Origin of the sequence: Legionella wadsworthii DSM 21896 = ATCC 33877 (genome assembly GCF_000701265.1) — a bacterium.
Classification (GTDB): domain Bacteria; phylum Pseudomonadota; class Gammaproteobacteria; order Legionellales; family Legionellaceae; genus Legionella; species Legionella wadsworthii.
The window spans coordinates 722832-748396 of record NZ_KL370759.1; the positions used below are offsets into that span (position 1 = coordinate 722832).

Consider the following 25565-nt stretch of genomic DNA (forward strand, 5'->3'; position numbering starts at 1 on the left):
CAAAATTTATAAATCCTCAATAAATCATGTCTTCACGGTCATACTCCAACCTAATTCTGGAGCCAGCTTATGAAAGTCTAATTGGAATATTTATGTCTTCATTGTATAATATTTGGCTATTCAATGGTTTTCTATGGAGTTGTTATGGATCTCAGCGATGAATTATTAGTATATCGCTTTGGTAATGGTATTAAGTTATTGAGACCAGACCATGTTAAAAAAATGAAATTGGACTCAGGTCGATATACGGAACATACAATTGAAAGCCTTTTAAAATTACCTATGTGTAGTTACTTCGATAACCTTGATATTGTTATTCAGAAAACAAATGAATTGAATGCGGAAGCATGTGGCTTTAATTCTGTTTCTGCTGGGAAAGGAAAGTCAGTTTTCGATTTTTTTTCCAGCGAACTTGCGCAGTATGTTTTTAATAAAGATATTAAAATGCTTCGTGAAAAGAATAAGCAGATAATTGAAGAAGAAGGAAACCTTATTGATGAAATTCAATATCAAGCATTGTCATTTAAATTTCCTTTATATGGCGATAATAATGATATCCTTGGCATGTTTGGTTTTTCAGTGATGCTTGGAAAACAACCGCTTTCCCAATCTCTAATGCATATAGCAAACTTAGGTTTGCTTAATAATACAACAAAAATTCTTCCAGGTGCACAATTGGATAATATTTATTTATCCAAAAGGGAGTTGGAATGCTTAAAGCTCGCGCTTCGGGGGAAATCATCAAAACAAACTGCAGCAGAGTTGAAAATTTCCTCTAGAACAGTTGAAGAGTATTTGAACAATATCAAACTTAAACTAGGTGTGTTCTCAAAAGCAGAGCTTATTGATAAAACGTTAGAGTATCTAGGTTTTGAGTTCTAATGGGCCCCTCTACTATACAGAACGACTCCCCTAAATGTTTGTATAAATATGAATGCAATTAATTTGAGATTTTAAAAATCCTTTATAACATCAGAAAGGTTTTATATAGCAGCCTTTCTCTCCTGAAAGAAAAATGATGACCCTTTTGCCTTCTTAAATAACCTGAATAAATGATTTCATAAAGAAAATTATAAAGATTAATCTGAAATGATACCCCGTAAAATTTACGGGATTGCCCATTAGGCATACTGCACATAATATAGGCATAAACCTAATAAATAACTCAGCGGGACTGCTTGAAGAGAGAGACTAGTTGAGACAAGAGAGATTCAATATGTCATTGGGAAAAATAGAAAAATCAATTATCGACTTAGACTCAATTCGCCAACATGCCAGATATCTTCCCACAATAATATTTGTTGAAGATCATTGGGATCCTGCAAATATATCTGCCTTAAACGTTCTTTTCCCGAGTTTGGCTAAATTAGGTTATAAACGATTTTATGAAGAATTACCCCAAGGAGAAACACTAGAGAGTGTTTATAAAGAAACGACTAAGTACATCGCTGACTACACTCAACTTTCAGAGAAGATGAAAAAAATGGGTTTAGATATTCAAAATGAAAAAGATATTATAACCTTCGCCCTAAAGAGCAATTTACCGATCAATAAAGTTTTTTCAGCTGTGAATAACTTAGCCCAACGATATCGAGGATATCTGGAATCAGTGCAGCTATATTCATTTTTTAAAGTAGAAAATATAGAGTATAAAGCAATTGACATGCCAAACGTGGGAGAATTTGCAAATATAATATCGACACTAACTCCTCTAAGAGATTCCTTATTTACGCAAGAATACATTAAAAGTAATAAGCCAACCATAGGAAGACATGGACTAGGGCATACGGAAGGCATCCAGAAATTTTTACTAAAAGAATTTGGGCAAGAATATTATGATTATTTAAAAAATAAATTTTGCTTTATATACATCTATTCACGTCCAGTTAGCGATGGATCTCAAATTCAAGAAGATATTCGAAATAAGAAAATCAGTTTTCCACTAGGCTTAATTCAAGTTAATTCCAATGAAGTGACCCATGAAAGTCTTCTCACTTTAGTAAGTAATGAAATACAGAGAAGAACTTGTGAACTATCAAAATTAAAATCGTCTTTTGAAAAGGAAACGCCCAACATAAATGTGCCTTCTACTTCTTATTTGAAATTACGCACACCTTTAGGTTTCTTTACGAGTAAAAATTCAGATAAAAAATACGATTCACAACAGGATACGAATAGATCTATTGAATTGACCGATAGCTCTCTTTCTTTAAATGTCTGGAAAAAAGAAGCGTTAAAAAAATATCTAGAGATAGGTCTCACTGAAAAGGATTTAAGCGGGTATTGCAATACCCCTCCATTTATTCAAATTCATCTTGATTTAATGCGCTATTTCATTGAAGAAAAAGCTTTTACCCCTTTGAATGCATTAAAGGAAATGAATGAACTGCCTAAAAGTATTCTAAAGCATATGAGAAAATTACAGGAATTAGGAGTAAGGGGAGATTACTTAAGAGAGTTTCATCGCCTAGGAATCTGTTTTGGTAAAGCTCATGTTTTAATGTTAGAACATCTGATCCAGGTAAGAAATCATTCTCCAAAAGATGCAGTAAAACAAATATGCGGATTAAGTATAAGTGATGCCAAAAAATATTGTACTCAAATCGAAACAGAGAATACAAATGATACCAATAACAACAACAATAATATTAGTCTTGATGCTGTAATACAAAATAAAAACATGATGGTTAAGCTGCTTGAGCAGGCAAGGTTAAATCCCGAAAAAATTAGCTCACTATTTAAAAATATAGAATTTGCTATTCAATTCAGTGCTGAAGAATTATCTGAAATTGCTTTATCCAATGAAAAAATAGCGAAAGTTATTCTCCAGGAAACATTACTCGTCAATAGAATGAACTTTGAAGGCTTGAAAAATATTATTAAAATTTATCCTCATACAGCTGATTTGATTATTCCCCGTGCAAATATAGGCGGTTTACGTCTCTTTATTTTGGCCAGCATTAATCCAGAAGCAGCTAATGCTATTTTAAAAACACCTGAATTATGGATTAAATTCCATGATCGTAATACTGCTTTAGTACAATTGGCCAAGATGCATGATGAAACTGCTCAATTTCTTATAAACAATTTTGAACTAAGTAATTTGCTTACTGATAATGACATTATTGAGATTGCAACCAGTCGCCCAGTTATTCTAGTTGATATACTAAGCAATGAAAAAATTATGGGTAAGATGAGTGAGGCGGGTGAGTTAGTGCTTGGACAAATGTTTTCTTTGCAATCCAAAGAGCAACCTCCTGCTGGAAAATCTTCGAGACTACTGATGTAAATAGTTATGAGTAGATTATGTCCCATAATAAATTTGAATTGTAAAAAGATAGAGAAGAAACAGAAGTCGTATCCCATCCTAAGAATATTTATAAAAAAATAATTAATAAGTGAAATTTTAGAATATACAATAGAAATGGTTCTGTTATTAAAGTTATCCTTTGTTACTTCATGTCTATTCTCATCTGCTGTGTTTTGTGCTTATGACTATATTTGATAAAACATAGAAGTTATCACCATGCTTTAATTTTCTGAAATGAAAATGCCGTAGTGCAAATTATACGTATCAGACTTCATAGTTTATTCATATTATTTCTTCATAATATGAATTACAATATTCATCCGGGAATTATTTATGTTCACTCCAATTGAAAAAAATCTAAAGCAAAAATACGTTCATTTAATTCAGAACGCAATAGAATTACATTCACGTGTTAATGAGTGCAGAGACTTAGTGCTTGCCTCGCTTAAGAATGATAAGTTCGAACCTATCGAGATCAAAAAAATGCAAGAAATTAACTGGAATTTATTTTTACTAGAAATGGAAGTAGGCTCTCAAAGAGATCAATTGAAATACAGTTCTTACCTAAATATTAAATCACTGAATGCGCATTTTGATCGATACGAAGAATACAGTGCAACCTTCAGGTCTGTTGTGCAAGAGATGCAGGCAACGAATTCTTTAAGTAAATTCCAAAATGATAAAGACAATTGGTTTGATTGGGATTATTCAGAAGATATAACCAGTAGTGAATCATTTAGTTTAAAATAATTATTAAGACAAGGAATGGGTCGCAGTTTGTACTCAAGTCTGAAAAACCTTAGTATTCACCTTGTTATCTTCTATTAATGTTGTATTTTTTAATAGTGGTTGTGCTTTCGCTCTTTCTTGCCATGCGTCAATGGCTGAGTCAGTTAAAAACATAATTCCACCATCGACTTCCTTCTGCCCTTCATAATATAGGGCATCAAAAATAGACTCTTTAAGAGCAGTAAGTCCAAGATTAAAGTAAAATCCACCAGTTTTATTTGCTGAAAAAAGACTAATTCGTCCTTCACATCCTGCATTTAAGCTTTGCTCAAAGACGGCTTGAAAAAGTAACGTTCCTAACGGATAGTCTTTTCTATACGACTCAATGGAATCAATAGTGACAAAGCCAAGATTAGAATAGGCTTCAACTAAATGTGGAGAACTTTCTAGATAACTAAAATGAGTATAACCAGCTACTTCATTGTTCTTATCAATTAAGAAAAAATAATTTATCTCTTTATGAATATCCCCACTATAAGAAATAAAATATAAATCCAGATCAATTAATCCCGCTTGAGAACTCTTTTTAGAGTTTACAGTTAATTCAGCAATTTTTGCATATTGTAGGCCTGTAATTTGTAAAGAAGCCGTTTCAGTATTAACTTGTAGAGCAGGGAGTATGATTGAATAAATTTTCTTCCCTATTGAATCATTCGCATCAACAGATTTAAGGGGTGCGATTGTAAGGCAACTATTTGCAATAATGTTAGGTAAATTTTGTATTTGCCGAACAGAATCATCCCGTGTTTCACTCCAAAATCCCAATCTATAAACTCTTTTCATATCATTATTCTAAAAAAACCAAATATTAATAATATTAGAGATATATATATAAATTATCAAATCGCGAAAGATTAGTTTTAAATTAGCTTGCATTTGTTTATAAAGGAGACATTTTTAGCTCAGTTTAGCTGCCAAAAATACAGAGAGAATTATTCCAATTAATTGATTTCATTGGCGTCCCGGAGAGGATTTGAACCTCCGACCTGCCCCTTAGGAGGGGGCTGCGCTATCCAGCTGTGCCACCGGGACTAAAATAAAGATGTAAGTCTACCGTTATCATTGAAAAATGACAACTGGGATTATTTTTATAAATGCTCGTTTTTTATGGAGTGGAATAATGGTTTAATTATGAGCATTGTATTGTTTTTTCTATGATATACTGTTTCACTTTTTATTTTGAGTATCATGATGAATACCACTGACATAAAATATCCATTTCCGTCCGCCTGGAATTTTTTATGGCAGGTAATCAAACCATATCGTTGGTGGTATGTTTTAATGCTGCAGGCTCCCGTGCTCACTGCTTTTTATATATTTGCCAATAATTATTCGTTTAAACTTTTAGTTGATGCATTTTCCAGTGAGTCGATTACTTCTTACCATCAATTAATGTTTCCTATGGTGCTCTTTATTACAGCACAAATAACCTTAGATGTTGTTTGGCGAATTAGTGATTATGCTGAGTGGAAGGCCGAACCGTTTGCGCGTCAAAGATTACTGTCTTCTGCATACGATTATGTGCAATACCACTCCTATCAATATTTTCAAAATACTCCAAGTGGTACGGTAATTAGTAAGTTAAAAGGTCTTTTAGATGGATATGACAGCGTTTTTGCCAATATACATCATATTGTTGGAAAGCACTTTTGCGTGGTGGTTGTTTCCGTTTTCGTCCTTTTAATTGTAAATTTCACTGTGTTTTGTTTCATGTTTGCCTGGTGCATCTTAGTCATGTCCATAATGCTTCCCATGGCGCTCAAATTAAACAAACTTTCCAATCACATGGCTGAAAGTAAACACCAGGTGATAGGCTCTTTTTCAGATAATATTACCAATATTTTCTCATTGTTTTATTTTGCAAAACGAAAGTCCGAGCATTGCCGAATCCAAGAGCTTATGGCAGGTGATTATGTTCCCCGCCAAATTGCCCTCTATAAATATGACTTCAAATTTAATATTGTCGGGTCAGTCTTATACTGGTTCATGCTCATTTCCGTATTTATATTCATGATCTATCTTCGTACTCATGCGCTCATTTCTACCGGTGATTTCTTATTCGTTATGTTGACCGCAATCACTATTTCTTTTGATCTATGGACACTGCTTGGCAGTCTTTGTGATTTTTTAAAAGAAATGGGAGATTTTAAATCATCTTTTGGCATTTTATCCATGCCTCATGAGGAGGTGGATGCTCCTGGGGCTCAAGCCTATTCTATTAAAGAGGGTAAAATTGAATTTCGCCAGCTCACTTTTTCTTACAGTGAAGGCTCCACTGTATTTAAGAATTTAAATTTAATGATTAAGCCTGGAGAAAAAATTGGTCTGGTGGGGCATTCGGGTGCAGGTAAATCCACTTTAATTTCTTTGTTGTTGAAAAACTTCAAACCAGTGGAAGGCCAAATTTTGGTTGATGATAAACCCATTACCAAATTTACTTCAGATTCTTTACGTGAGCAAATAGCCCTTATTCCTCAAGATATCATGCTTTTCCACCGTACTATAGGAGAAAATATTGGTTATGCAAAAGAAAATGCAACCTTTGACGAAATTAAGAAAGCAGCTGCAATGGCGAATATCGACGAATTTATTGAGTCCCTTCCTGAACAATATGACACACTAGTAGGGGAGCGAGGAGTGAAGCTTTCTGGTGGTCAGCGTCAACGAATTGCGATTGCTCGTGCCTTTTTAAAAAATGCATCTATTGTGGTCCTTGATGAGGCGACATCAAGTCTAGACTCACTCTCTGAGCAAGAAATTCAACAATCAATTAATGCCATGCTGGAACAAAATAATGCAACCGTGATCGCTATTGCACATAGATTATCTACGATAAGACATATGGATCGAATCGTTGTCATGGAAGGAGGAATTATCATTGAAGAGGGAACATTCAATGATCTCATTAACAATCAACAAAGTTATTTTAAAAAGCTTTGGGACAGCCAAGTGAATGGAATGGTAATATAAAAATTTTATTGAACAATGAATGAAGCAGAAATGCAGGAGCATCACCAGCTGCTTCATTGAATTCTGGATGCAATCCTCATACCTATCCCGCTTTTATTCAGGATAACAATAAATACTATTTCCGGAGGCATTATGATATACCACTTCACCAGCAAGGGTTTTTTGTACGGTGATGCAACGATAGCCCGGATAGCTATAATAATAATCACCTGTAGGCACTGGTCCCTCAACGGTTGTATAAGTGTGAGCAGTTTGGTCTATCGTTACAGGAACACTTTTCCAGGTTTTAGTTTCTTGTATTATCACACTGTCAGCCACAGCAGCTGTAGTGACTGTGAACAATAAGGCGGTGAGAAATTTTCTGTTCATTTTATAACTCTCCTTGTTAGAAATCCAATGCGGTCTATATATTGATCAATATGGTTTAAATATAGCACAATACATGGATCCGCAGGATTTTGTTTTTCAAGGATTTTATCTGTTCCACCTAAACAGGGAAGAAAAATTTAATAGTGACCATGTTTATGGCTATTATGTTCATGGATGTTGGTATCATGTCCATGCATCGTTCCCGAAGACCCAGGATGTTCGTGTGCGTGATTGACACTGGTATATATCACACTTCCTGAATCATAATGACCAGGATAGTAAAACGATGGGGGAGTATAAAAACTGTATCTATCATAATTTCTGTAGCTTGGTGTGGCCGTTACTGTCGTACTCGTATTATTGTTACAAGCAAATAAAAAAGGTAGAACGAAAACTAGCCCTATCGCAATTAAAGCAATGGGGAACGCCGGTGTAAAAATAAAAGCCGAGGCAATTAGGGTATGCCCTGTGAAAGCAGCTGTAGCTAGGGCGGCAGACTTCAATGTCGCTGCAATGATAATTCCTGCCGTGATGATTGAAGCGGCAGTTAATGCTGCCATACATTTGAGTAAAAAACTATAATTGGTATCTTCTTCCTTTTTCTTGGTCATACATCACCTCCTGTTATACCGATTTATTTTATGGAACTCTTTGAAGTCATTCTAAATCTCATCGAATTAATCATTCGACTGTTTTCGATTTTACTATAGGGAAAAAAATTTTCATCTTTCTTTCATGAAAATCAAGATGTTTTTATAAGAGTTGTTGTTTAAATGAAAGGAAAAATAAATGTAAATTGACATAGGTAAGGGGGAAACCCTTACCTAATATAAGTTTTTATAGCAAAATTAATTTTCATCATCCCAGCTTAGTGTGCCTCCAGCCTGATATTCAATGACCCGGGTTTCAAAGAAATTTTTCTCTTTTTTCAAGTCCATCATTTCACTCATCCAGGGGAATGGGTTTTCGGCACCAGGATACTGTTCGGGTAAACCAATTTGGTTTAAACGACGGTTTGCAATGAAGTGTAAGTATTCTTCAAACATCTCAGCATTCATTCCTAAAATACCTTGGGGCATAGTATCCTTAGCATATTGGTATTCTAGTTCCACACCTTTGCGAATTAATTGAATCATTTCTTCTTTAAATTCTGGTGTCCATAAATGTGGATTTTCGATTTTAATTTGATTAATGACATCAATACCGAAATTCATATGCATGGATTCATCGCGTAAAATATATTGGAATTGTTCAGATGTTCCTACCATTTTATTTCGGCGTCCCATTGAAAGAATTTGCGTAAAGCCAACGTAGAAGAAAATTCCTTCAAAGATAACGTAAAAGGCAATTAAATCTCTTAACAATCGTTGATCATTTTCAATAGTCCCAGTATGGAACATCTCATCACCCAAGCTTTGGGTATAGGGTAATGCCCAGGAAGCTTTAGTCGCTACGGATGGTATCTCACGATACATATTAAATACTTCTGCCTCATCAAGCCCTAAACTTTCAATAATGTATTGATAAGCATGAGTATGCAGTGCCTCCTCAAATGCTTGACGTAACAAGTATTGTCTGCATTCTGGATTTGTAATATGCCTATAAACAGCGAGTACCAGGTTATTAGCGACCAGTGAATCGGCTGTGGAAAAAAATCCTAGATTACGTTTAATAATTAAACGTTCGGCTTCAGTAAGTCCATTAGGATCTTTCCAGAGTGCTACGTCAGCACTCATATTGATTTCATTCGGCATCCAATGGTTTGCACAAGCAGTTAAATATTTATCCCAAGCCCATTTGTATTTAAAAGGAACTAATTGATTTAAATCGGCGCGGCAGTTGATGATGCGTTTGTCATCAACGTGAATACGGGCAGCTCCCATTTCAAGTGGCTCATATCCTGTTGCACCGGCATGAATTATATTTTGTTCTTGTGTAATTTCAGACATTTAAATTTCCCCTCTTATTGGCATGCTTCACAGTCTGGATCCAGTATGGAACATACCTTAGGCTCTTCATTTATTTTAACGGCATTAAGCGCTCCATCCGTCACAGTAGATTTTTCCGCATTGGACGCACCCAAACTACGTAAATAGTAAGTTGTTTTGAGTCCACGTATCCAAGCATGCATATAGAGCTGATCTAACTTCTTACCAGAAGGTTGAGCCATATAAATATTCAGCGATTGTGCCTGGTCAATCCATTTTTGACGACGAGACGCAGCATCTACTAACCAGATTGGATCAATTTCAAAAGAAGTTGCATAACGCATTTTCAATTCAGCAGGGATACGGCTGATGGGTTGAACACTACCATTAAAGTATTTCAAATCATTAACCATCACTTCATCCCACAGATTCAATGCTTTTAAATCAGCGACCAGGTAGGGATTAATCACGGTAAATTCACCAGATAAATTGGATTTGACATACAAGTTTTGGTATGTTGGTTCAATGGACTGCGCCACGCCGCAAATATTAGAAATTGTCGCTGTTGGGGCAATAGCCATTACATTAGAGTTTCGCATTCCTTGTGTACGAACTTTAATGCGTAAACTTTCCCAATCTAAGCGTTGCGAACGATCTTGTTCTAAATATTTATCACGTGATTGCTGTAACAAATTAATAGAATCAATCGGCAGTATGCCTTTACTCCATAAAGAGCCTTCATAGCTTGAATAACTGCCTCTTTCTTTAGCCAGGTCACATGATGCTTCGATTGCATGATAGCTAATTAATTCCATTGAGGAGTCTGCAAACTCTACCGCCTCTGGAGACGCATAATTAATTTTTAATTCATAAAGAGCATCCTGGAAGCCCATTAGCCCTAAACCTATAGGCCGATGCTTTAAGTTAGAATTACGCGCTTGAGGTACGGAATAATAGTTAATATCAATCACGTTATCCAACATACGAATGGCAGTTTTAATGGTACGTTTTAATTTTTCCGTATCCAATTTGCCTTTCTTAATGTGGGCTGGAAGATTAATACTACCCAGATTACAAACTGCAATTTCTTCTTCTGAAGTATTGAGTGTAATTTCAGTACACAAATTAGAACTATGGACTACACCGGCATGTTGTTGCGGAGAACGTAAATTGCACGGATCTTTAAAGGTCATCCAAGGGTGTCCTGTTTCGAAAAGCATAGACAACATTCGACGCCACAGTTTGACTGCAGATACTGTCTTGGAGTTTTTAATTAAACCTTGTCGCGCTTTTTCTTCGTAATGACAATAAAGCGATGCAAAAGCATTACCATATTGATCATGTAAATCGGGAACTTCATCAGGGGAGAATAAAGTCCAGTCGCCATTTTCGCGTACACGCACCATAAATAAATCAGGTATCCAAAGAGCGGTATTCATGTCATGTGTACGACGACGATCGTCCCCAGTATTTTTTCTCAATTCAAGGAATTCTTCTACATCTTTATGCCAGCACTCTAGATAAGCGCAAACTGCTCCCTTACGTTTTCCGCCCTGGTTCACTGCAACAGCAGTAGCATCCGCAACATTTAAGAATGGAACAACCCCTTGTGACTTTCCATTGGTTCCTTTGATATGGGAACCCATAGCACGAACAGGAGTCCAGTCATTTCCCAAACCTCCAGCATATTTAGAGAGTAGGGCATTATCTTTGATGGCGCTATAAATTCCATCCAAATGATCAGGAACAGTCGTTAGATAGCAACTGGATAATTGAGGTCTAACAGTCCCTGAGTTAAACAAAGTGGGTGTAGAGGACATATAGTCAAAAGATGACAGCAATAGATAAAATTCGATGGCTTTTTCATCTTTATCTTTTTCACGCATAGCTAAACCCATAGCGACACGCATGAAAAATGCTTGGGGTAATTCATATCGTATTCCATGATCGTGAATAAAATAACGATCATATAAGGTTTGCAAACTTAAATAGCTAAACTGCATATCACGTTCTGGTAGCAATGCTTTACCAAGTTTTTCGAGATTAAAATCGGCTATTTTTACATCCAGTATTCCCTGTTTGATTCCATGGGCGATATATGTTTTAAAGTAAGAAGGGTAGAGCTTGCTCATCTCGTCAAAGGTTGCATCCGCTTGGATTTCTAATTTACTCAAAGCCTCCATCCGTAAATTATCCAATAACAAACGAGCGCTGACGTAAGTATAGTTGGGTTCTTTTTCAATTAGAGTGCGGGCAGCCATAATTAAGGCTTTATGGACATCCTCAAATTTTGCTTGATTATAAAGATTGCGCATCGCTTCTTTAATGACAGGTTCTGCATCAACATTTTCTAAATGACGACAGGCTTCGTTTACAATCGTATTCATTCGTTCCGTGTCTAATGGTTTTAATTCACCATCAGGCATTGTGATTAACAGTGTTTTATTATCGCGCGCTTGTTGTTTTAATTCATTTTCACGCGCTTTACGATGTTCTTCACGATATAAAACATAGGCGCGAGCAACTTTATAGTGGCCGCTGCGCATGAGGGCCAGTTCTACTTGATCCTGGATGTCTTCAATATGAACCGCTCCACCACTAGGTAACCGGCGTTTGAAAACCTGGGTTATTTGGCGAGTTAACTCTTCAATTTGTTGATGAATACGATCAGAAGTAGAGGCTGTACCACCTTCGTCAGCAATGAACGCTTTAGTAATTGCAACTTTAATTTTTGTATCATCATAATTTACAACTTTACCATTGCGTTTAATGGTTTTTAATAAACCAGGGGCATTAGCGGTCAATTCCAGTTGACTGGTTTGCGGTACATCATTTACCGGATCAAGAATTGCGGACATGTTTCCTCCACGCAGTTTTTTTTATTGTTATCAACAGTCGAGTTAAATTTATCCACTGTTACTTAGATTATAGCAAAAACCCAACATATTGGGTTATGTTGGGTTGTTAATAACAAGATAATGTGTTTTTAATGGATGGTCAAGAGAATAATATGGGAGTATTTTGTGGATAAGTTGTGGGTTTATTTACAAAGTGTTGTTTATAGTATCTGGCGGGGTCCACAGAACAAGAACTCAGGGGGTTCTTGAAGACAACTTCATCTCGCATTTTTTCTCTTTTTAACAATAATTGCATCGCTTACGTTTGAAAATCCATGAACATTTAAAAGAAAGGAACCGATGTGAGCATACAGTTGACTTGAGCTGCCGCCATCGAGATTAATTGCATCGATACAGGATAAGGGCTCAGAGCGGAGTATATGGGCAAGTTTATTGGTAGTCATGGCTGCACTGGTAGTCACCAGAATAATTAATTTTCCATCTTCAGTAATCCCAAGGGCAGTGCGGTCAGCTATCCCTGGTTTTAAGGAGGGAATTTTTCGTTTAATTAACAAGCGGGGACCGCTTTGTATGGCAAAATCGATATCTTGATCATGAGCAAAATGATTGACACTGGAAATAAAAGCTTTGTTATTCTTTATATAAAAGATACCCCACCAGCTAATCCTTTTTAACGGGTTTACCAATTTTTTATTATTTATTCTAAGTCCCAGAGGATTAAACTCATGATCGAAAAATCCCCCATTAATGCTTAAAAGTGCTTTACTGTGCTCTGCAAACTGATCTGCAGAAGCATTTTTCAATAATAATTTTTTAGCATTGATTAAACTCAGTTTATTTTTATTGAGATCGATACGAAAAGCATAAATATGGGACCAGGGAGCGAGAATTCCTCCTGCCAAATCTTGGTATTCAATTCCTGGGCTTAATATTCGCCAGTATCCCTCCGCAAAAGAAGAAAAGGGAAAAAATAGTATAGGTAAGACAAATAGAAAACGGAACAAATTGAATTTGTTTGCATGATAAACATTGGTTTGTGAAGACATGTTATTGTATCCTTATGTACATCATTCAACACCACGGAATCTCTTATGCAAATTAGAACGCAACATAACAATACTGAAGTACATAAGTCAACAACTGATTTAACTCGGTTAATGAATGACGTACTTGAACTTGCAAAAAATGAAGGTGCAACCAATGCCATGGTGGCAGTGAACAACGACAAGGGTTTTTCTGTAGATGTGCGAATGGGGGAAGTTGAAACAGTTGCATTTAGTGAGGATAAAGGTGTTGGATTGACTGTTTATATAGGCCAGCGTAAGGGTGGCGCCAGCAGTACGGATACCTCGCCTGCTGCCTTAGAAACAATGGTTAAAGCAGCTTGTGACATTGCGCGAGTCAGTGCTGAAGATCCCTGTTTTGGGTTAGCAGATAAAGATTTAATGTCAAAGAATCATCCAGATCTTGATTTATTCCATCCCTGGGATATAAACCCCCAGGAAGCGATAACTCTTGCTTTAAAATGTGAAAATTATGCATTATCACTGGATAAGCGGATATCTAATTCGGATGGGGTCAATGTATCATCTTACGAATCACATCATGGATTTGCAAATACTCATGGGGGATTTGGATTTGTCCACAGCACCCGTCATGGTTTAAGTTGCTCTCTTATCGCGAAAGAAGGTGAGGAAATGCAACGGGATTACGATTATACAACAGTCCGTAACCCTGGAGATTTAGTTGATCCTCATTTAATCGCAAGAAATGCCGTAGATCGTGCTATAAGTCGTCTTGGTGCGCAACAAATTGCAACTCAAGAAACTCCGGTAATTTTTTCGTCAAGAATTTCCAGTGGGTTATTTTCGAGCTTTATTAATGCAATAAGTGGCTCAAATCTATATCGAAAAAATACTTTTCTACTGGACTCTATAGGACAAGCGGTATTTCCAGAGTTTATCCGGGTTTATGAGCAACCGCATTTATTAGGGGCTTTGGGAAGTTCACCCTTTGACAGTGAAGGAGTGGCAACTCGTCCTAATATTCTTGTAGAAAAAGGACGTGTGAAACAATATGTCTTGGGCAGTTACTCTGCGCGTAGAATGGGATTAAAAACAACTGCAAATGCTGATGGAGTTCATAATTTAACGATAGATCCTACTGCCGGAGATTTAACCGAATTGTTGAAGAAAATGGGTAAAGGTTTGTTGGTGACTGAATTGATGGGACAAGGAATTAATATTGTGACCGGAGATTATTCTCGCGGTGCCAGTGGTTACTGGATTGAAAATGGTGAAATTCAATACCCCGTAGATGAAATTACAATTGCTGGTAATTTAAAAGACATATATAAAAATATCCAGGCTGTTGGAAGTGATATAAATCCAAATATTGCAACTCGATGCGGCTCTATATTAATTGGAAAAATGATGGTGGCAGGAAAATAATCGCAGCGTGCAAAAGACAAGATCATGTTTTTATTAAAATAGTGAACTTGCTTTGTTGATTCTTTATTCTAATCTTTAGGTAAGAGAACTGAATTGGAGACGGCATGCGCAGAGTGATTTTGGCAGCATTGCTGGTAGCGAATACAGCTTTTGCAGGAGATGAGATTGTAGGATTTGCAGCTTTTGAAAATGGGGATTATACCACTGCTTATCCTTATTTAATGAAAGCAGCAAGAGAGGGTAATGCAGATGCGATGTATTTGCTCGGTCGTATGTATCAATATGGTGAAGGTGTCACTAAAAACTATGCTGAAGCCCTCAGTTGGTATCAAAAATCAGCAGATAAAAATAATGCTTTAGCCCAGCTTAGCTTGGGTTTTATGTATGACTTAGGCCAGGGTACCTCACAAAATTTTACAGAGGCGTTCAAATGGTACATGAAATCAGCAAAACAAGGTAACGCCATTGCGCAAAGAAATATTGCTTTAATGTATGTGTCTGGAGATGGCGTTAAAGAAGATAAAAAAGCTGCTTTTGAATGGTTTGAAAAATCTGCAAAACAAGGATATAGCAAAGCCCAAGTGAATCTCGCTTATGATTATATTATGGGAGAAGGGACCCCAAAAGATGTGAACAAAGCCTTTTATTGGTATCAAAAAGCAGCAGATCAAGGTGAGGTAAGGGCAGAATATAGCTTGGGTTTATTGTATACAGGACAACAAGAGGGAATAGCTCAAGATGATAAATTGGCATTTTATTGGTTTTCCCAGGCAGCAAATCAAGGACATGTCAAAGCGCAAACCTATTTGGCGTACTACTATCTTAAAGGTTATGGGGTAGAGGCCAATCCCGAAAAAGCAGCATATTGGTATCAGGCTGCAGCGCAAAGTGGTCAGCCTGATGCACAAGCTGAAATAGGGCAACTTCTTCTTACCGGGACAGGTATTCCTAAAGATTATGAGCAAGCGGTATATTGGTTTACCAAATCGGCAGCACAAGGAAATCCGATAGGTCAGGCCAAATTAGGGTACATGTATCTCGCAGGATTAGGTGTGGATAAAGATTGGATTAAGGCTTATGCCTTATTTAAAATTGCTGCACAAAATAAAAACGCAGAAGCTATAAAAGAACTTAAATTATTAAAAAATAAATTATCCAATGCAGACATCCAGGCAGCTAACGAAATGACCAAAGAGATACTTCAGAGTACCATTCAACCACAATCAAAAACTGATGAATAGTCGGACCTCACCTTTTTAAACTTTAAAAAACATTAAAGCTTTCCCTGAGTACATAGACTGAGGTCTTGCCATTCTTATCCTGGCTTCTTTGAAATAAAGTATATACAGTTAAACCGAGGTTATCACTCGTAGCCGAAGCAACACTGAGAAAATAAGAACTCTCTAAAGTTATTTGATCATTGGCAATATTCAACTTTTTAAGTATTTCAGAGATTTTAGCCAGATCACGAATTCCTTTTTCTTGTCTCGCTTTTATTAGTTCATTGATCTGTGTTTCTTTCTTTGTACTGCTTAGAGATTTTAGTACTTTTAATGGTGCGGTATTAATATTAATTGGGGTCGGCTCAGGCAGTGCTGTTATGAAAGGCTCGAGTGCCAGATAAAGAGGTGCGTTCACATCCTTAACCAAGCGCAACTCTGACTTGCTGCTCATCAATTGATGGCTTGGGTAATAGGGTGGCTTTTGGCCCATGTAATATGAGAGATAATTATCCTTGCCGCGGGCTAAATCATAGGAAGAAAGCCAGTCATTGATTCCAAGAGCAAGTTTAACCTTTTCTGCTTCGGGAGCTTGTGGCATCGCGATACCAATAAGGTTGAGGAATCCAATCATTGCTTTTTTATTTTCCAAATTATTGATATTGTATTGGGCTTGCAAATCGTAAAGTGCACCTTTTAAGGTAACAGTAGGATCGATATGCTCCAGAGCAGGAGGGAATAAGGCAATAACACCTTGCGGTGTCGCTTTCCTGAATTTATTCTTGCCATTGCTTAATTCACCTAGAGCCCAAAAAGAAACTGCTTGGGAGGCGAGATAAATCTTGTCGTGAGTGAGAATCAATCTGGTTCGGTAAATATCCAATTGTACTTTAGTACTCATGGCGGTAGCGACTATTGCCACTAAAGTCATGATAAAAAGAGCTGTAAGCAAAGCACTACCTTTTATTCTGCTAATTCGAAGCATAAAGAGCACCTGGTAAAATAAAAAGTAAACTAATATTTCCCTGGTTTTGTAAAGTTAAATTGAATTGTATGGCTTTAGGGAAGGGCTCTTTACGTTGATTCAGAGTGACTGCTTGCTCTCGCCATTCTGGAAGTACTTGTAAATTTTGATTTAAATATCCAAAATTACAGTTGGTCAGGTTTTTTAACAAAATTTTATTTTCATATTTTTTTTGATTTATCATATCAAGGCTGTCCCACGTTCTCCGAACGAGAGTTCCCTGTTGGCAAGTATAAGCGACTCGTTTTAACGTACTTCTTTTTTCAATACTTCCCGGATTAACGTCCCCATCTCGAGTAAACTCCACATAAGTTTTTTGACCGATAAAAGAAGCCAATAATTGCATTTCATTACTACGAATGGGGCGATCGACTGTTTGACTTGTATCTTGTTGGATTAGGCTTATTGCAAACTGTAATTCATTTAAGCGTTCACTTTGTTCGTTGACACGGGAGCGTGTAGTAAACGCATTATATAATACCGAAGAAGTGATTGTAGCCAGAATAGCAAAAACTGCAAGCGCGATTAATATTTCAATAAGAGTGAACCCATTTTCCTTAAGAAAAAAGATATTTTTTGTCATGGTACATACCTAAAGGCTTGAAGTTCCTCCCGAAATGGTCCTATTTTGTCCGTGCTGACTGAAATAACTATTTTTTGTATGTGTTTTTGAGATGTCGCGCTTACCTTCGCCCTCCAGTACCAATGCTGATTGAGCATGATGGTATCTTGAGTCGTTTCTTGACTTTGATTAATTTGGAGTAAATTGAGTTGTACCATGGCAACGCCTTGCATGGCAATCCAATGAGCTACAGTTTTTTCTTTAACTCGACGCGTTGTATCCACATTTTGAGATATGGCTTTGAGTAAAGCAGTTAAAGCAATCGCTATAATTGAAAGAGCAATTAATACTTCGATTAAAGTGAAGCCTGATTGTGCGCCATTTTTAAGTAATGAAGCATCGATTTTGCCGTTTTCGTTGTCTTGAAAGATTTTATTCACATGAACTTGAAAAAGTGATAAAAAATTTGATGAACTCATTTCGTGCCCACCACATTGAGTTGCAGTTCTCCATTTGATTTTCCAATCAGCATTGCCAAACTGTTTTCTTTTCTGCTTCCAAAGTTTAATGTAAAAGGGGTCATACTTCCGGACGCTGAAATAATGATGGCGGGAGTTCCAGTTGGTACTGCTTTGTTGGTCTTTAAGGTAATCCGTGTGTCTGTAGGAAAATAGGTCATTTTAAACACTCCTTTATCAGAGAGTGGTTTCCATTGAGCATGACTACTCAATTGAAAGACTTGATAGCCATTATTGTCAATTCGCAACCCCAGCGTGCTGGTCCCTAATACAGCCTGTTGTTGTGCCAAACGAAGTGTACTCACCAATTGTTCCGCGGAAAATAAAATCCGCCTACTGTCTCCAAAATCACCGAAGGCGATTAAAGCAAATCCAAATGTTATGCCAATTATGACTAATACAATTAAAATCTCTATCAGGGTAAAACCCTGACAGGATTGTTGGGGCTTCGCTTGAGAGTAAGGGGGTGGCTTCATCTTACCTGCAGCGATGCTCATCATAAAATTATTATTTTTTCTCATCCCAGTTACCAATCTCGGCGTTGATACCTGTGCCTCCTGGCTGACCTTCAGCACCATAAGTAAACACGTCGACATCCCCGTGTTGTCCTGGATTTAAATAGAGGTAATCTCTTCCCCAAGGATCTTTAGGCAGTGATTTGAGGTATTGCTTCCAGTTATTAGGAATTGGATTCGATGAAGGTTTCTCAACAAGTGCCATCAAGCCTTGATCAGTAGTCGGATAATTACCATTGTCTAGTTTATATAAATCAAGAGCGTTTTGGATTGCAAGGACATCTTGTTTGGCTTTAACTCTTCGGGCTTCATCAGGACGGCCCATAATTTTAGGAACAACTATAGAGGCGAGAATACCTAAGATTACCACTACAACCATGATTTCAATTAAAGAGAATCCTTTTTGTCTATTCATTTTTACTCCAACTAAAACTTAGATCGAATTAAGTAAAGCAAAACAGAAAGTCTCACTCACTTCATATTTTTAAGTAATTAACTGCTCCATTGAGAAGATAGGTAATAAGGTGGCTAAAACAATAAATAAAACAATTGCGCCCATCAACAGAATGACCATAGGTTCTAATAAAGTTAATGAGGTATCAATTAGCCTTTTGACTTCATTATCCAGGTGAACTGCTGCACGTTCCATCATATTGGATAATTGACCACTTTTTTCACCGCTGGCTATCAAGTGGATTGCCATGGGACTAATATAACCGGTTTCTTTTAATGCCTCACTAATACCACATCCTTCCCTTACTTTCACTGTAGCAGTATCAAAAGACTGTCGCATCACGACATTGGTTACAAGACTTGCTGCAACACGCATCGTTTCTAAAACACTTACTCCAGCCGCGAAAAGTATACCAAAAGTATGGATATAACGCGAAACATTAACTGTCTTTACTAAATAAGAAACGATGGGTAGCCTCAATATCAGTCGATGCCAGGCTGTTTTAATTTTTTCGTTGGCAAGGCTTTTCTTAAAAACGAAAAACAGCAGGATCATTGAACCCAACGCATAAAGCCCATAATCTTTAACGAAGTGGCTAATATTGATTAATAACAAAGTCATTTCAGGAAGGGTTTGCCCGCCACTGGTAAATACTTCAATAATTTTGGGCACTACAAAACTTAGTAAAAAACAAATGATTGCAATGGAAACAATTATCATAATGAGCGGATAAATGAGCGCTTGCTGAACTTTTTGTCTTGTTTGTTGTTGATTCTCGGTATAATCTGCTAATTTTTCTAATACCACATCGAGATGTCCTGTTTGCTCCCCGGAACCCACAGTGGCACGATATAATTCTGGGAATGCAGAGGGGAATTGCGCCATGGCTTGTGCTAATCCATATCCTTCCAATACTTTAGCACGAACGCCTATAATGAGTTCTCTCACCTTATCTTTTTCTGTTTGTTCACTTACTCCCCGTAAAGATTCCTCCACAGGAATACCTGCTGCCAGCAATGTTGCCAGTTGGCGTGTGAATAAAGCAAGATCCGCTGCAGAAATCTTACTCTTACCCTGATTGCCAGTACGTTGTTGTGTTAGTACTCGAATATTGGTCGGAACCAAGCCTTGATCACGCAAAAGCTGACGGGCATGACGTTCAGAATCTGCTTCCAGAACGCCTTTCGTGGTATTGCCATTTTTTTGAAGCGCCTGATATTGGTACGCACCCATAATATTTTATGATTTATATACAATCTTAGAGTTTAATCTATTGGGTTTAATAAGTCACTTAAGGTACACTATACAACCAGAATATCCTGGAGAGCAATAATGAGCAAAAATACAGTACTTGAGGCGATTAAGGAACATGAAGCCAAACTAATCGATCTGCGTTTTACAGACATAAAAGGGAAAGAACAGCATATTACCATCCCTGTTTCATGTGTAGACAATGATTTTATAGAAAATGGAAAAATGATTGACGGATCATCTTTTAAAGGTTGGCAAAAAATCCATCAATCTGATTTGGCTCTAATGCCCGACTTGGAAACATTGAAGTTGGATCCCTTTTTTCAGGACAATACATTATTTATACGATGCAATGTAGTAGATCCCAAAACAATGATGGGATACGAGCGTTGCCCCAGATCTTTAGCCTTACGTGCTGAAGCCTATTTGCAATCTACAGGCATTGCCGACACCGCTCTTTTCGGACCCGAGCCAGAATTTTTTGTCTTTGACAGTGTTCAATGGGAAACAACCATTGGCGGTTCATTTTATAAAATTGATTCTGAAGAAGCACAATGGTATTCAGGAAAAGAATTGGAAGGTGGTAATATCGGACATAGGCCAGCAATTAAAGGAGGCTATTTTCCTGTGCCTCCAGTAGATTCTTCTCATGATATGCGCTCTGCCATGTGTTTAATTCTTGAGTCATTGGGAATGGTTGTTGAAGCCCACCATCATGAAGTAGCAACAGCAAACCAATGTGAAATAGCAACCCGTTTCAATACCTTAACGAAAAAAGCAGATGAATTGCAAATTTTAAAATATGTCGTTCATAATGTAGCTCATAATTACGGGAAAACCGCTACCTTTATGCCAAAGCCATTAGTCGGTGACAATGGAAGTGGTATGCACTGCCACCAGTCCCTGGTTAAAGATGGTGTCAATTTATTTTCAGGCGATCAATATGGTGGCTTATCCGAAACAGCACTTTATTATATAGGTGGTATTATCAAGCATGCGCGTGCTTTAAATGCGTTTACAAATCCATCCACGAACAGTTACAAGCGACTAGTCCCTGGTTTCGAAGCACCAGTCCTGTTGGCTTATTCAGCAAGAAACCGCTCCGCAGCAATACGCATTCCCCACGTGAATAATCCCAAAGCACGGCGTATTGAAGTACGATTCCCGGATCCTACAGCAAATCCATATCTCGCATTTGCTGCGATGATGATGGCTGGTTTGGATGGCATTCAAAGAAAAATACATCCAGGTCAAGCAATGGATAAAGACCTTTATGATTTGCCTCCTGAAGAGCTTGTGGATGTACCTACAGTTTGCGCTTCTTTGGAACAATCTATGGATAATTTGAAAGCAGATCATGATTTCTTGTTGCAAGGTGATGTCTTTACCCAGGATTTCATTAATAATTATATTCACATTAAGGAAGAAGAGATCAGCAAAATTCGTAGTATGACTCATCCTTATGAATTTGAGTTATATTACAGTCTATAGGAATCATCGAGATGATAAAATTTTTTGTTTCGCTGTCATTGATGGTTGTAATTTGCGCATCATATGCGCAAATTTACAAATGGACAGACAGTCAGGGAAATGTTCATTTTAGCGATACGCCTCATGAAGGCGCTGAAATCGTCACAGTTCCCGACACACAAAGTTTTTCATCACCAACTTCTACAGATTCACAAACGCCTCCTAAATCGGGATCCAATGGATCGGAACAGTCAGAGCAAGATGATACTGTTAAGCTAAAGCATACTTATACGACCATTGCCATAGCTCAGCCGTCAGCTGGTGCAACTATTCGAAACAACGAAGGATTTGTTGTGGTCACCGCACAAGTAGAACCCGATTTATTACCTGGGGATAAATTGCAGTTACTTTACGATGGAACAGCGCTTGGGGAACCCCAGGCGAATCCCGTGTTTGAAATTAAAGGGATGTATCGAGGGAAACATTCATTAAGCGTTCAAGTGATTGATGCAGAGGGGAATGTAATGAATACAAGTGAACCGATAACCATTTACGTATTTAGACCTCGGGTAGGCATGGCTCCAGGTACTGCAGTACATAAATAATGGGAGTTGTATGTTAATTTTATTATCGCCAGCTAAAAAATTATTAACTGATTTAAAATCCTATACAGGCACGACAACGACTCCATCGTTTTTAGATAAAACTTTGGTTCTTGCTCGCTTGATGAAAGAGAAAACCATTGATGAGATTGCGTCCTTGATGGATTTATCCCAAAGTTTGGCCGAATTAAATTATCATCGCTATCAAAATTTTAATTTCAAAGAGGAAAAATCCTCTAATTCCTACCCAGCATTATTTTTATTTCAGGGTGATGTATACCAGGGATTAAATGCAGCAGGTTGGGATAAAAAAACTGTTGATTTTTCCCAAAATCATCTACGTATTTTATCTGGCCTTTACGGATTATTAAAACCTCTGGATACAATACAACCCTACCGACTTGAGATGGGGGTTGGATTAAAAAATCCTGAGGGCAGAAACTTGTATGATTTTTGGAAGGATACAGTAACGGATGCCTTGAATAGAGAGTTAGCGGGACAGGAAAATCCAATTTTAATTAATCTGGCCTCCAGCGAGTATTTCAATGCAGTAGATGAAACTCGAATAAAATTTCCAATTTGTACCATAAATTTTTACGAAAGAAAAAACGATAAAATGAAAATCATTGGAATTCATGCGAAGAAAGCGAGAGGAACAATGGCCAAATTTCTGATGCAAAACCAACTTGATGAGTTAGAACAAATTAAGAAATTTAACGAATTAGGTTATCAATATCATGAGTCAACTTCAGATGATAGACATCTTGATTTTGTGCGCGATTCACAAAAATAAACCCGAAAATAATAACATCCTGAATCAAACAACGACTTTGAATAGATCTATTTATAGATCCCGCTGCAATTCATCTAATAATCACTTAACATCACCTAATTTCGTATGTGGAATTTAACGAGCAGGGTCCATCGTTTGAACCATTTTCCTAACGATAAGGTCCAATGTTATGTGAAGCGTGATGATGAGTTAGGATGTGGCATCAGTGGTTCCAAATTAAGAAAGTATGCCAGCCTTTTTCCTTTTTTATTAGAACAAGGGATAAAGCATTTAATCATCATTGCTGGACCACAATCCAATAATTTACTTTCAGCGTTGCAACTAGCACGTGAATTTAAATTTAAAGTAACCGCTTTCCTATTAAAACCTTGGCAATTAACAATGCAGGGAAATTATAAACTCAGCCGTTTATTTTTAGATGAGGAAGAAATAGTCTGGGTTTCTCGGAATGAGTGGGCAACAGTGAAAGAGCTTGCTCATGATTATCTAGTGGAACTGTATGAACCCGGTTTTGTTTTAGAAGAGGGAGCAAGCGTTTTACAATCAATGGATGGGGCATTGACTCTTGCCAAGGATATCATTTTAAATGAGCGTTCTTTAGATTTGAATTTCCAACATATATTTATTGACTCAGGTACAGGTTTTTCTGCTGCAGCCCTTATCAAGGGTATGAGTCTATTCAATCATTCCGCGTGTATTCATGTATTATTATTAGCTGATAATGAAAATAAATTTCGAAATAAATTAAGTCAATGGATTCAAGACATCCCCCATAACTTTCTTTGCCATTATCCTACAACTGCAAAAGCGTTTGGCTCAGTAAATCAAACGATTAAAACTGAAATAAAACGTTTGGCACGAGAGGAGGGAATTTTAGCTGATCCAATTTATGCAGCAAAACTTTTTTATGAGTCAAGACAATATATACAAAGCCATCATTTAACAGGCAGTGTATTAATTATTCATTCCGGAGGCACTTTAACCATGCCCGGTTTTCAATACGAGTAAATATAATAAAATTTTGTAATAACCTTCCTGATCAACATCTCTTTTAAAACGTGTGCGTACCTCAGACCTGAGGCTTAAGGTTAAATTAATGTTCAAAGTGTATAATAATGACACAAGCAAATATCATTGATTTATTTTTTTATGGAATTAAAGTTTGAAACGAGTCAGATTCCCACCGAGTCTAATACTGAAAAGAATGCACCCGAAGCGACTGGAATGTTGATTGATCTCATCAATTCAATCGTGTTTAAAAAGACTGAGTTTTTGCATTGTGAAAACGAAGGTCAAACATTCATCTATTCATCCAATAACCAAGTAGAAGGCACTTATAACCCTTTGTTGGCTGCGGAATTGGCAGTATTTTCAGGGAATATTTTAAAGTTTATTTTGGGGGAACCTCAACCAGAATATTATTTGGCTGAAAATAAAAAAAAGGGTAAGTATTATCGTATTTCCAATAAATTAGAAGATTATGAAGATTGGAATCGTGTTGTAAGAATTAATGCTCAAGGTGAGATCTTTTTTCAATGGCCTGGTAGTCAGGAGCTTCCTATATTATCAGTGAAAATTCGTCAACTCACCGCCATATTAGTTGCCTGCCATTTTTTAGGAGAAGTGGATTGGGCAGATGATAATTTTGGTTTTGTTAAGGTTGGAGATGAATTTATTGCGGTTCGTCTTGATCCAGGTTGTAGCTTTCATTCTTCAGTTTTTGCGAATTCCTACTCAGATTTACCAGTAAAATTGAAAAATTTATTGGTTTCTTTTATTGGTGAAGAAATTGAAGAAGGGCAAGAAGAACCATATAACTATTTATCAGGTCTTATCGATTACGAAAACAGAAAAATAAAAAATCAAGCTTCAAATATTTTATTTGGTAACAGGAATGAGCTCCTTGCAACCCTTGACCGGATATCGGAACTCACGAGAGAAGATTTAGAAAGCATAGCTAAAAAATCATTTACCAAAGAACATTGGTCCTATGCAGAAAATTATATTAATAAATTATTAAATCGACAGGAAATTTATGATGAAGCCGGATATTTACTTTCTAAATCAAAAAAGCAAAAGCGTGATTTTGTAGCCTCTGCTCCAATTACCCCTTTAAGAGATTTTATTCCCCCTGAGGAGAGCCACATTCCGGAGATGCAGGCAACGCAGGGTTCTAACCTTGAAAGAAAAAGAAAATTCTCCCCTTCTGAATCTACCACGGAAGCATATAGCACAAGCTCCATACAAAGTGTTATGAAACTCAATCCATATGAACATGTAGATATTCTAAAACCTACATACAAAGACGAGGAAGAGGAAGAAACAACAGGGCAAAATACCTCAGAGAAACAATACCATCAAGAGAGATCAAACAGATTGAGCTTTTTTAGTAATGGCGAAAAAATTGAACCAGAAGAGGGTAATTTACCTAAGAAAACAATCTCATCATCCAGAATGGACATGTAAGAATAGAGCGATGTTT

At 37.0% G+C, this 25565-nt stretch carries 23 protein-coding genes and 1 tRNA gene; 11 read left to right on the forward strand and 13 right to left on the reverse strand.

Translation table 11 applies throughout. From position 1 onward, the window contains the following. The first annotated feature begins 81 nt into the window (after positions 1–81). The 3 genes from BU07_RS0109330 to BU07_RS0109340 all read left to right on the forward strand — a co-directional run bounded on the left by BU07_RS0109330 (position 82) and on the right by BU07_RS0109340 (position 4060). Positions 82–882: a helix-turn-helix transcriptional regulator gene (locus tag BU07_RS0109330; RefSeq protein WP_133134458.1), complete on the forward strand. Its 801-nt coding sequence runs from the start codon at positions 82–84 to the stop codon at positions 880–882. Positions 883–1216: 334 nt separating this feature from the next. Continuing rightward, positions 1217–3289 carry a hypothetical protein gene (locus BU07_RS0109335; protein ID WP_031565441.1) on the forward strand — a complete coding sequence of 691 codons (2073 nt, stop codon included), beginning with the start codon at positions 1217–1219 and terminating at the stop codon, positions 3287–3289. Between the two features lie 354 nt (positions 3290–3643). Next, positions 3644–4060, forward strand: coding sequence for a hypothetical protein (locus BU07_RS0109340; RefSeq protein WP_031565443.1), 417 nt, complete (start codon positions 3644–3646; stop codon positions 4058–4060). Between the two features lie 33 nt (positions 4061–4093). Here the strand turns inward: BU07_RS0109340 and BU07_RS0109345 are convergent, their stop codons facing one another. Then, positions 4094–4882, reverse strand: coding sequence for a hypothetical protein (locus BU07_RS0109345; protein ID WP_031565445.1), 789 nt, complete (start codon positions 4880–4882; stop codon positions 4094–4096). 172 nt (positions 4883–5054) lie between these two features. Next, positions 5055–5131: transfer RNA gene (locus tag BU07_RS0109350), tRNA-Arg, on the reverse strand. A 156-nt stretch (positions 5132–5287) separates the two neighbouring features. Between BU07_RS0109350 and BU07_RS0109355 the strand changes: the two genes are divergently transcribed. Then, positions 5288–7069: an ABC transporter ATP-binding protein gene (locus tag BU07_RS0109355; protein WP_242601868.1), complete on the forward strand. Its 1782-nt coding sequence runs from the start codon at positions 5288–5290 to the stop codon at positions 7067–7069. Positions 7070–7162: 93 nt separating this feature from the next. Here BU07_RS0109355 and BU07_RS0109360 read toward each other — a convergent pair whose 3' ends face one another. The 5 genes from BU07_RS0109360 to BU07_RS0109380 form a co-directional block, all read right to left on the reverse strand. Continuing rightward, entirely contained in the window at positions 7163–7438 is a 276-nt protein-coding gene (locus tag BU07_RS0109360; protein WP_031565448.1) for a hypothetical protein, read from the reverse strand. Between the two features lie 137 nt (positions 7439–7575). Continuing rightward, on the reverse strand, positions 7576–8049 hold the full coding sequence (locus BU07_RS0109365; protein ID WP_031565450.1) for a hypothetical protein: 474 nt from the start codon (positions 8047–8049) through the stop codon (positions 7576–7578). A 237-nt stretch (positions 8050–8286) separates the two neighbouring features. Further along, complete coding sequence (locus tag BU07_RS0109370; RefSeq protein WP_031565452.1) at positions 8287–9387, reverse strand: ribonucleotide-diphosphate reductase subunit beta; 1101 nt, start codon at positions 9385–9387, stop codon at positions 8287–8289. 14 nt (positions 9388–9401) lie between these two features. Continuing rightward, complete coding sequence (locus tag BU07_RS0109375; protein WP_031565454.1) at positions 9402–12224, reverse strand: ribonucleoside-diphosphate reductase subunit alpha; 2823 nt, start codon at positions 12222–12224, stop codon at positions 9402–9404. 257 nt (positions 12225–12481) lie between these two features. Next, positions 12482–13270 carry a phosphodiester glycosidase family protein gene (locus BU07_RS0109380; protein WP_031565456.1) on the reverse strand — a complete coding sequence of 263 codons (789 nt, stop codon included), beginning with the start codon at positions 13268–13270 and terminating at the stop codon, positions 12482–12484. A 45-nt stretch (positions 13271–13315) separates the two neighbouring features. Between BU07_RS0109380 and pmbA the strand changes: the two genes are divergently transcribed. Both pmbA and BU07_RS0109390 read left to right on the forward strand, forming a co-directional pair. Further along, a complete protein-coding gene (gene pmbA / locus BU07_RS0109385) occupies positions 13316–14674 on the forward strand; it encodes a metalloprotease PmbA (protein WP_031565458.1) in 1359 nt (452 codons plus the stop codon). A gap of 104 nt (positions 14675–14778) precedes the next feature. After that, positions 14779–15915 carry a tetratricopeptide repeat protein gene (locus BU07_RS0109390; protein ID WP_031565460.1) on the forward strand — a complete coding sequence of 379 codons (1137 nt, stop codon included), beginning with the start codon at positions 14779–14781 and terminating at the stop codon, positions 15913–15915. Between the two features lie 22 nt (positions 15916–15937). Here the strand turns inward: BU07_RS0109390 and gspK are convergent, their stop codons facing one another. The 6 genes from gspK to lspF form a co-directional block, all read right to left on the reverse strand. Continuing rightward, on the reverse strand, positions 15938–16879 hold the full coding sequence (gspK, locus tag BU07_RS0109395; protein ID WP_031565461.1) for a type II secretion system minor pseudopilin GspK: 942 nt from the start codon (positions 16877–16879) through the stop codon (positions 15938–15940). Next, positions 16866–17501, reverse strand: coding sequence for a GspJ family T2SS minor pseudopilin variant LspJ (lspJ, locus tag BU07_RS0109400; RefSeq protein WP_031565463.1), 636 nt, complete (start codon positions 17499–17501; stop codon positions 16866–16868). Before lspJ ends, gspK begins: the two co-directional genes overlap by 14 nt. Continuing rightward, positions 17498–17959, reverse strand: coding sequence for a type II secretion system minor pseudopilin GspI (gene gspI / locus BU07_RS0109405; protein ID WP_084157829.1), 462 nt, complete (start codon positions 17957–17959; stop codon positions 17498–17500). Before gspI ends, lspJ begins: the two co-directional genes overlap by 4 nt. Continuing rightward, positions 17956–18519, reverse strand: coding sequence for a type II secretion system minor pseudopilin GspH (gene gspH, locus BU07_RS0109410; protein ID WP_084157831.1), 564 nt, complete (start codon positions 18517–18519; stop codon positions 17956–17958). Before gspH ends, gspI begins: the two co-directional genes overlap by 4 nt. Then, positions 18506–18928, reverse strand: a complete 423-nt coding sequence (gene lspG / locus BU07_RS0109415) for a GspG family T2SS major pseudopilin variant LspG (protein ID WP_031565469.1) — start codon at positions 18926–18928, stop codon at positions 18506–18508. The genes gspH and lspG overlap by 14 nt, the downstream gene beginning before the upstream one ends. Positions 18929–18997: 69 nt before the next feature. Next, complete coding sequence (lspF, locus tag BU07_RS0109420) at positions 18998–20200, reverse strand: GspF family T2SS innner membrane protein variant LspF (protein ID WP_031565471.1); 1203 nt, start codon at positions 20198–20200, stop codon at positions 18998–19000. Between the two features lie 99 nt (positions 20201–20299). Between lspF and glnA the strand changes: the two genes are divergently transcribed. The 5 genes from glnA to BU07_RS0109445 all read left to right on the forward strand — a co-directional run bounded on the left by glnA (position 20300) and on the right by BU07_RS0109445 (position 25549). Beyond that, positions 20300–21709 carry a glutamate--ammonia ligase gene (glnA, locus tag BU07_RS0109425; protein WP_031565473.1) on the forward strand — a complete coding sequence of 470 codons (1410 nt, stop codon included), beginning with the start codon at positions 20300–20302 and terminating at the stop codon, positions 21707–21709. A gap of 11 nt (positions 21710–21720) precedes the next feature. After that, positions 21721–22293: a DUF4124 domain-containing protein gene (locus tag BU07_RS0109430; protein ID WP_031565474.1), complete on the forward strand. Its 573-nt coding sequence runs from the start codon at positions 21721–21723 to the stop codon at positions 22291–22293. 10 nt (positions 22294–22303) lie between these two features. After that, a complete protein-coding gene (gene yaaA, locus BU07_RS0109435; protein WP_031565476.1) occupies positions 22304–23083 on the forward strand; it encodes a peroxide stress protein YaaA in 780 nt (259 codons plus the stop codon). A gap of 105 nt (positions 23084–23188) precedes the next feature. Further along, entirely contained in the window at positions 23189–24091 is a 903-nt protein-coding gene (locus BU07_RS0109440) for a pyridoxal-phosphate dependent enzyme (RefSeq protein ID WP_031565478.1), read from the forward strand. A gap of 141 nt (positions 24092–24232) precedes the next feature. Further along, positions 24233–25549: a hypothetical protein gene (locus tag BU07_RS0109445; protein ID WP_031565479.1), complete on the forward strand. Its 1317-nt coding sequence runs from the start codon at positions 24233–24235 to the stop codon at positions 25547–25549. The last annotated feature ends 16 nt before the right edge of the window (positions 25550–25565 follow it).

What these genes read in the sequence shown, in the direction of transcription:
- BU07_RS0109335 (WP_031565441.1), top strand. Translation starts at nt 1,217, where the DNA reads ATGTCATTGGGAAAAATAGAAAAATCAATTATCGACTTAGACTCAATT.
- BU07_RS0109340 (WP_031565443.1), top strand. Translation starts at nt 3,644, where the DNA reads ATGTTCACTCCAATTGAAAAAAATCTAAAGCAAAAATACGTTCATTTA.
- BU07_RS0109345 (WP_031565445.1), bottom strand. Translation starts at nt 4,882, where the DNA reads ATGAAAAGAGTTTATAGATTGGGATTTTGGAGTGAAACACGGGATGAT.
- BU07_RS0109355 (WP_242601868.1), top strand. Translation starts at nt 5,288, where the DNA reads ATGATGAATACCACTGACATAAAATATCCATTTCCGTCCGCCTGGAAT.
- BU07_RS0109360 (WP_031565448.1), bottom strand. Translation starts at nt 7,438, where the DNA reads ATGAACAGAAAATTTCTCACCGCCTTATTGTTCACAGTCACTACAGCT.
- BU07_RS0109365 (WP_031565450.1), bottom strand. Translation starts at nt 8,049, where the DNA reads ATGACCAAGAAAAAGGAAGAAGATACCAATTATAGTTTTTTACTCAAA.
- BU07_RS0109370 (WP_031565452.1), bottom strand. Translation starts at nt 9,387, where the DNA reads ATGTCTGAAATTACACAAGAACAAAATATAATTCATGCCGGTGCAACA.
- BU07_RS0109375 (WP_031565454.1), bottom strand. Translation starts at nt 12,224, where the DNA reads ATGTCCGCAATTCTTGATCCGGTAAATGATGTACCGCAAACCAGTCAA.
- BU07_RS0109380 (WP_031565456.1), bottom strand. Translation starts at nt 13,270, where the DNA reads ATGTCTTCACAAACCAATGTTTATCATGCAAACAAATTCAATTTGTTC.
- pmbA (WP_031565458.1), top strand. Translation starts at nt 13,316, where the DNA reads ATGCAAATTAGAACGCAACATAACAATACTGAAGTACATAAGTCAACA.
- BU07_RS0109390 (WP_031565460.1), top strand. Translation starts at nt 14,779, where the DNA reads ATGCGCAGAGTGATTTTGGCAGCATTGCTGGTAGCGAATACAGCTTTT.
- gspK (WP_031565461.1), bottom strand. Translation starts at nt 16,879, where the DNA reads ATGCTTCGAATTAGCAGAATAAAAGGTAGTGCTTTGCTTACAGCTCTT.
- lspJ (WP_031565463.1), bottom strand. Translation starts at nt 17,501, where the DNA reads ATGACAAAAAATATCTTTTTTCTTAAGGAAAATGGGTTCACTCTTATT.
- gspI (WP_084157829.1), bottom strand. Translation starts at nt 17,959, where the DNA reads ATGAGTTCATCAAATTTTTTATCACTTTTTCAAGTTCATGTGAATAAA.
- gspH (WP_084157831.1), bottom strand. Translation starts at nt 18,519, where the DNA reads ATGAGAAAAAATAATAATTTTATGATGAGCATCGCTGCAGGTAAGATG.
- lspG (WP_031565469.1), bottom strand. Translation starts at nt 18,928, where the DNA reads ATGAATAGACAAAAAGGATTCTCTTTAATTGAAATCATGGTTGTAGTG.
- lspF (WP_031565471.1), bottom strand. Translation starts at nt 20,200, where the DNA reads ATGGGTGCGTACCAATATCAGGCGCTTCAAAAAAATGGCAATACCACG.
- glnA (WP_031565473.1), top strand. Translation starts at nt 20,300, where the DNA reads ATGAGCAAAAATACAGTACTTGAGGCGATTAAGGAACATGAAGCCAAA.
- BU07_RS0109430 (WP_031565474.1), top strand. Translation starts at nt 21,721, where the DNA reads ATGATAAAATTTTTTGTTTCGCTGTCATTGATGGTTGTAATTTGCGCA.
- yaaA (WP_031565476.1), top strand. Translation starts at nt 22,304, where the DNA reads ATGTTAATTTTATTATCGCCAGCTAAAAAATTATTAACTGATTTAAAA.
- BU07_RS0109440 (WP_031565478.1), top strand. Translation starts at nt 23,189, where the DNA reads ATGTGGAATTTAACGAGCAGGGTCCATCGTTTGAACCATTTTCCTAAC.
- BU07_RS0109445 (WP_031565479.1), top strand. Translation starts at nt 24,233, where the DNA reads ATGGAATTAAAGTTTGAAACGAGTCAGATTCCCACCGAGTCTAATACT.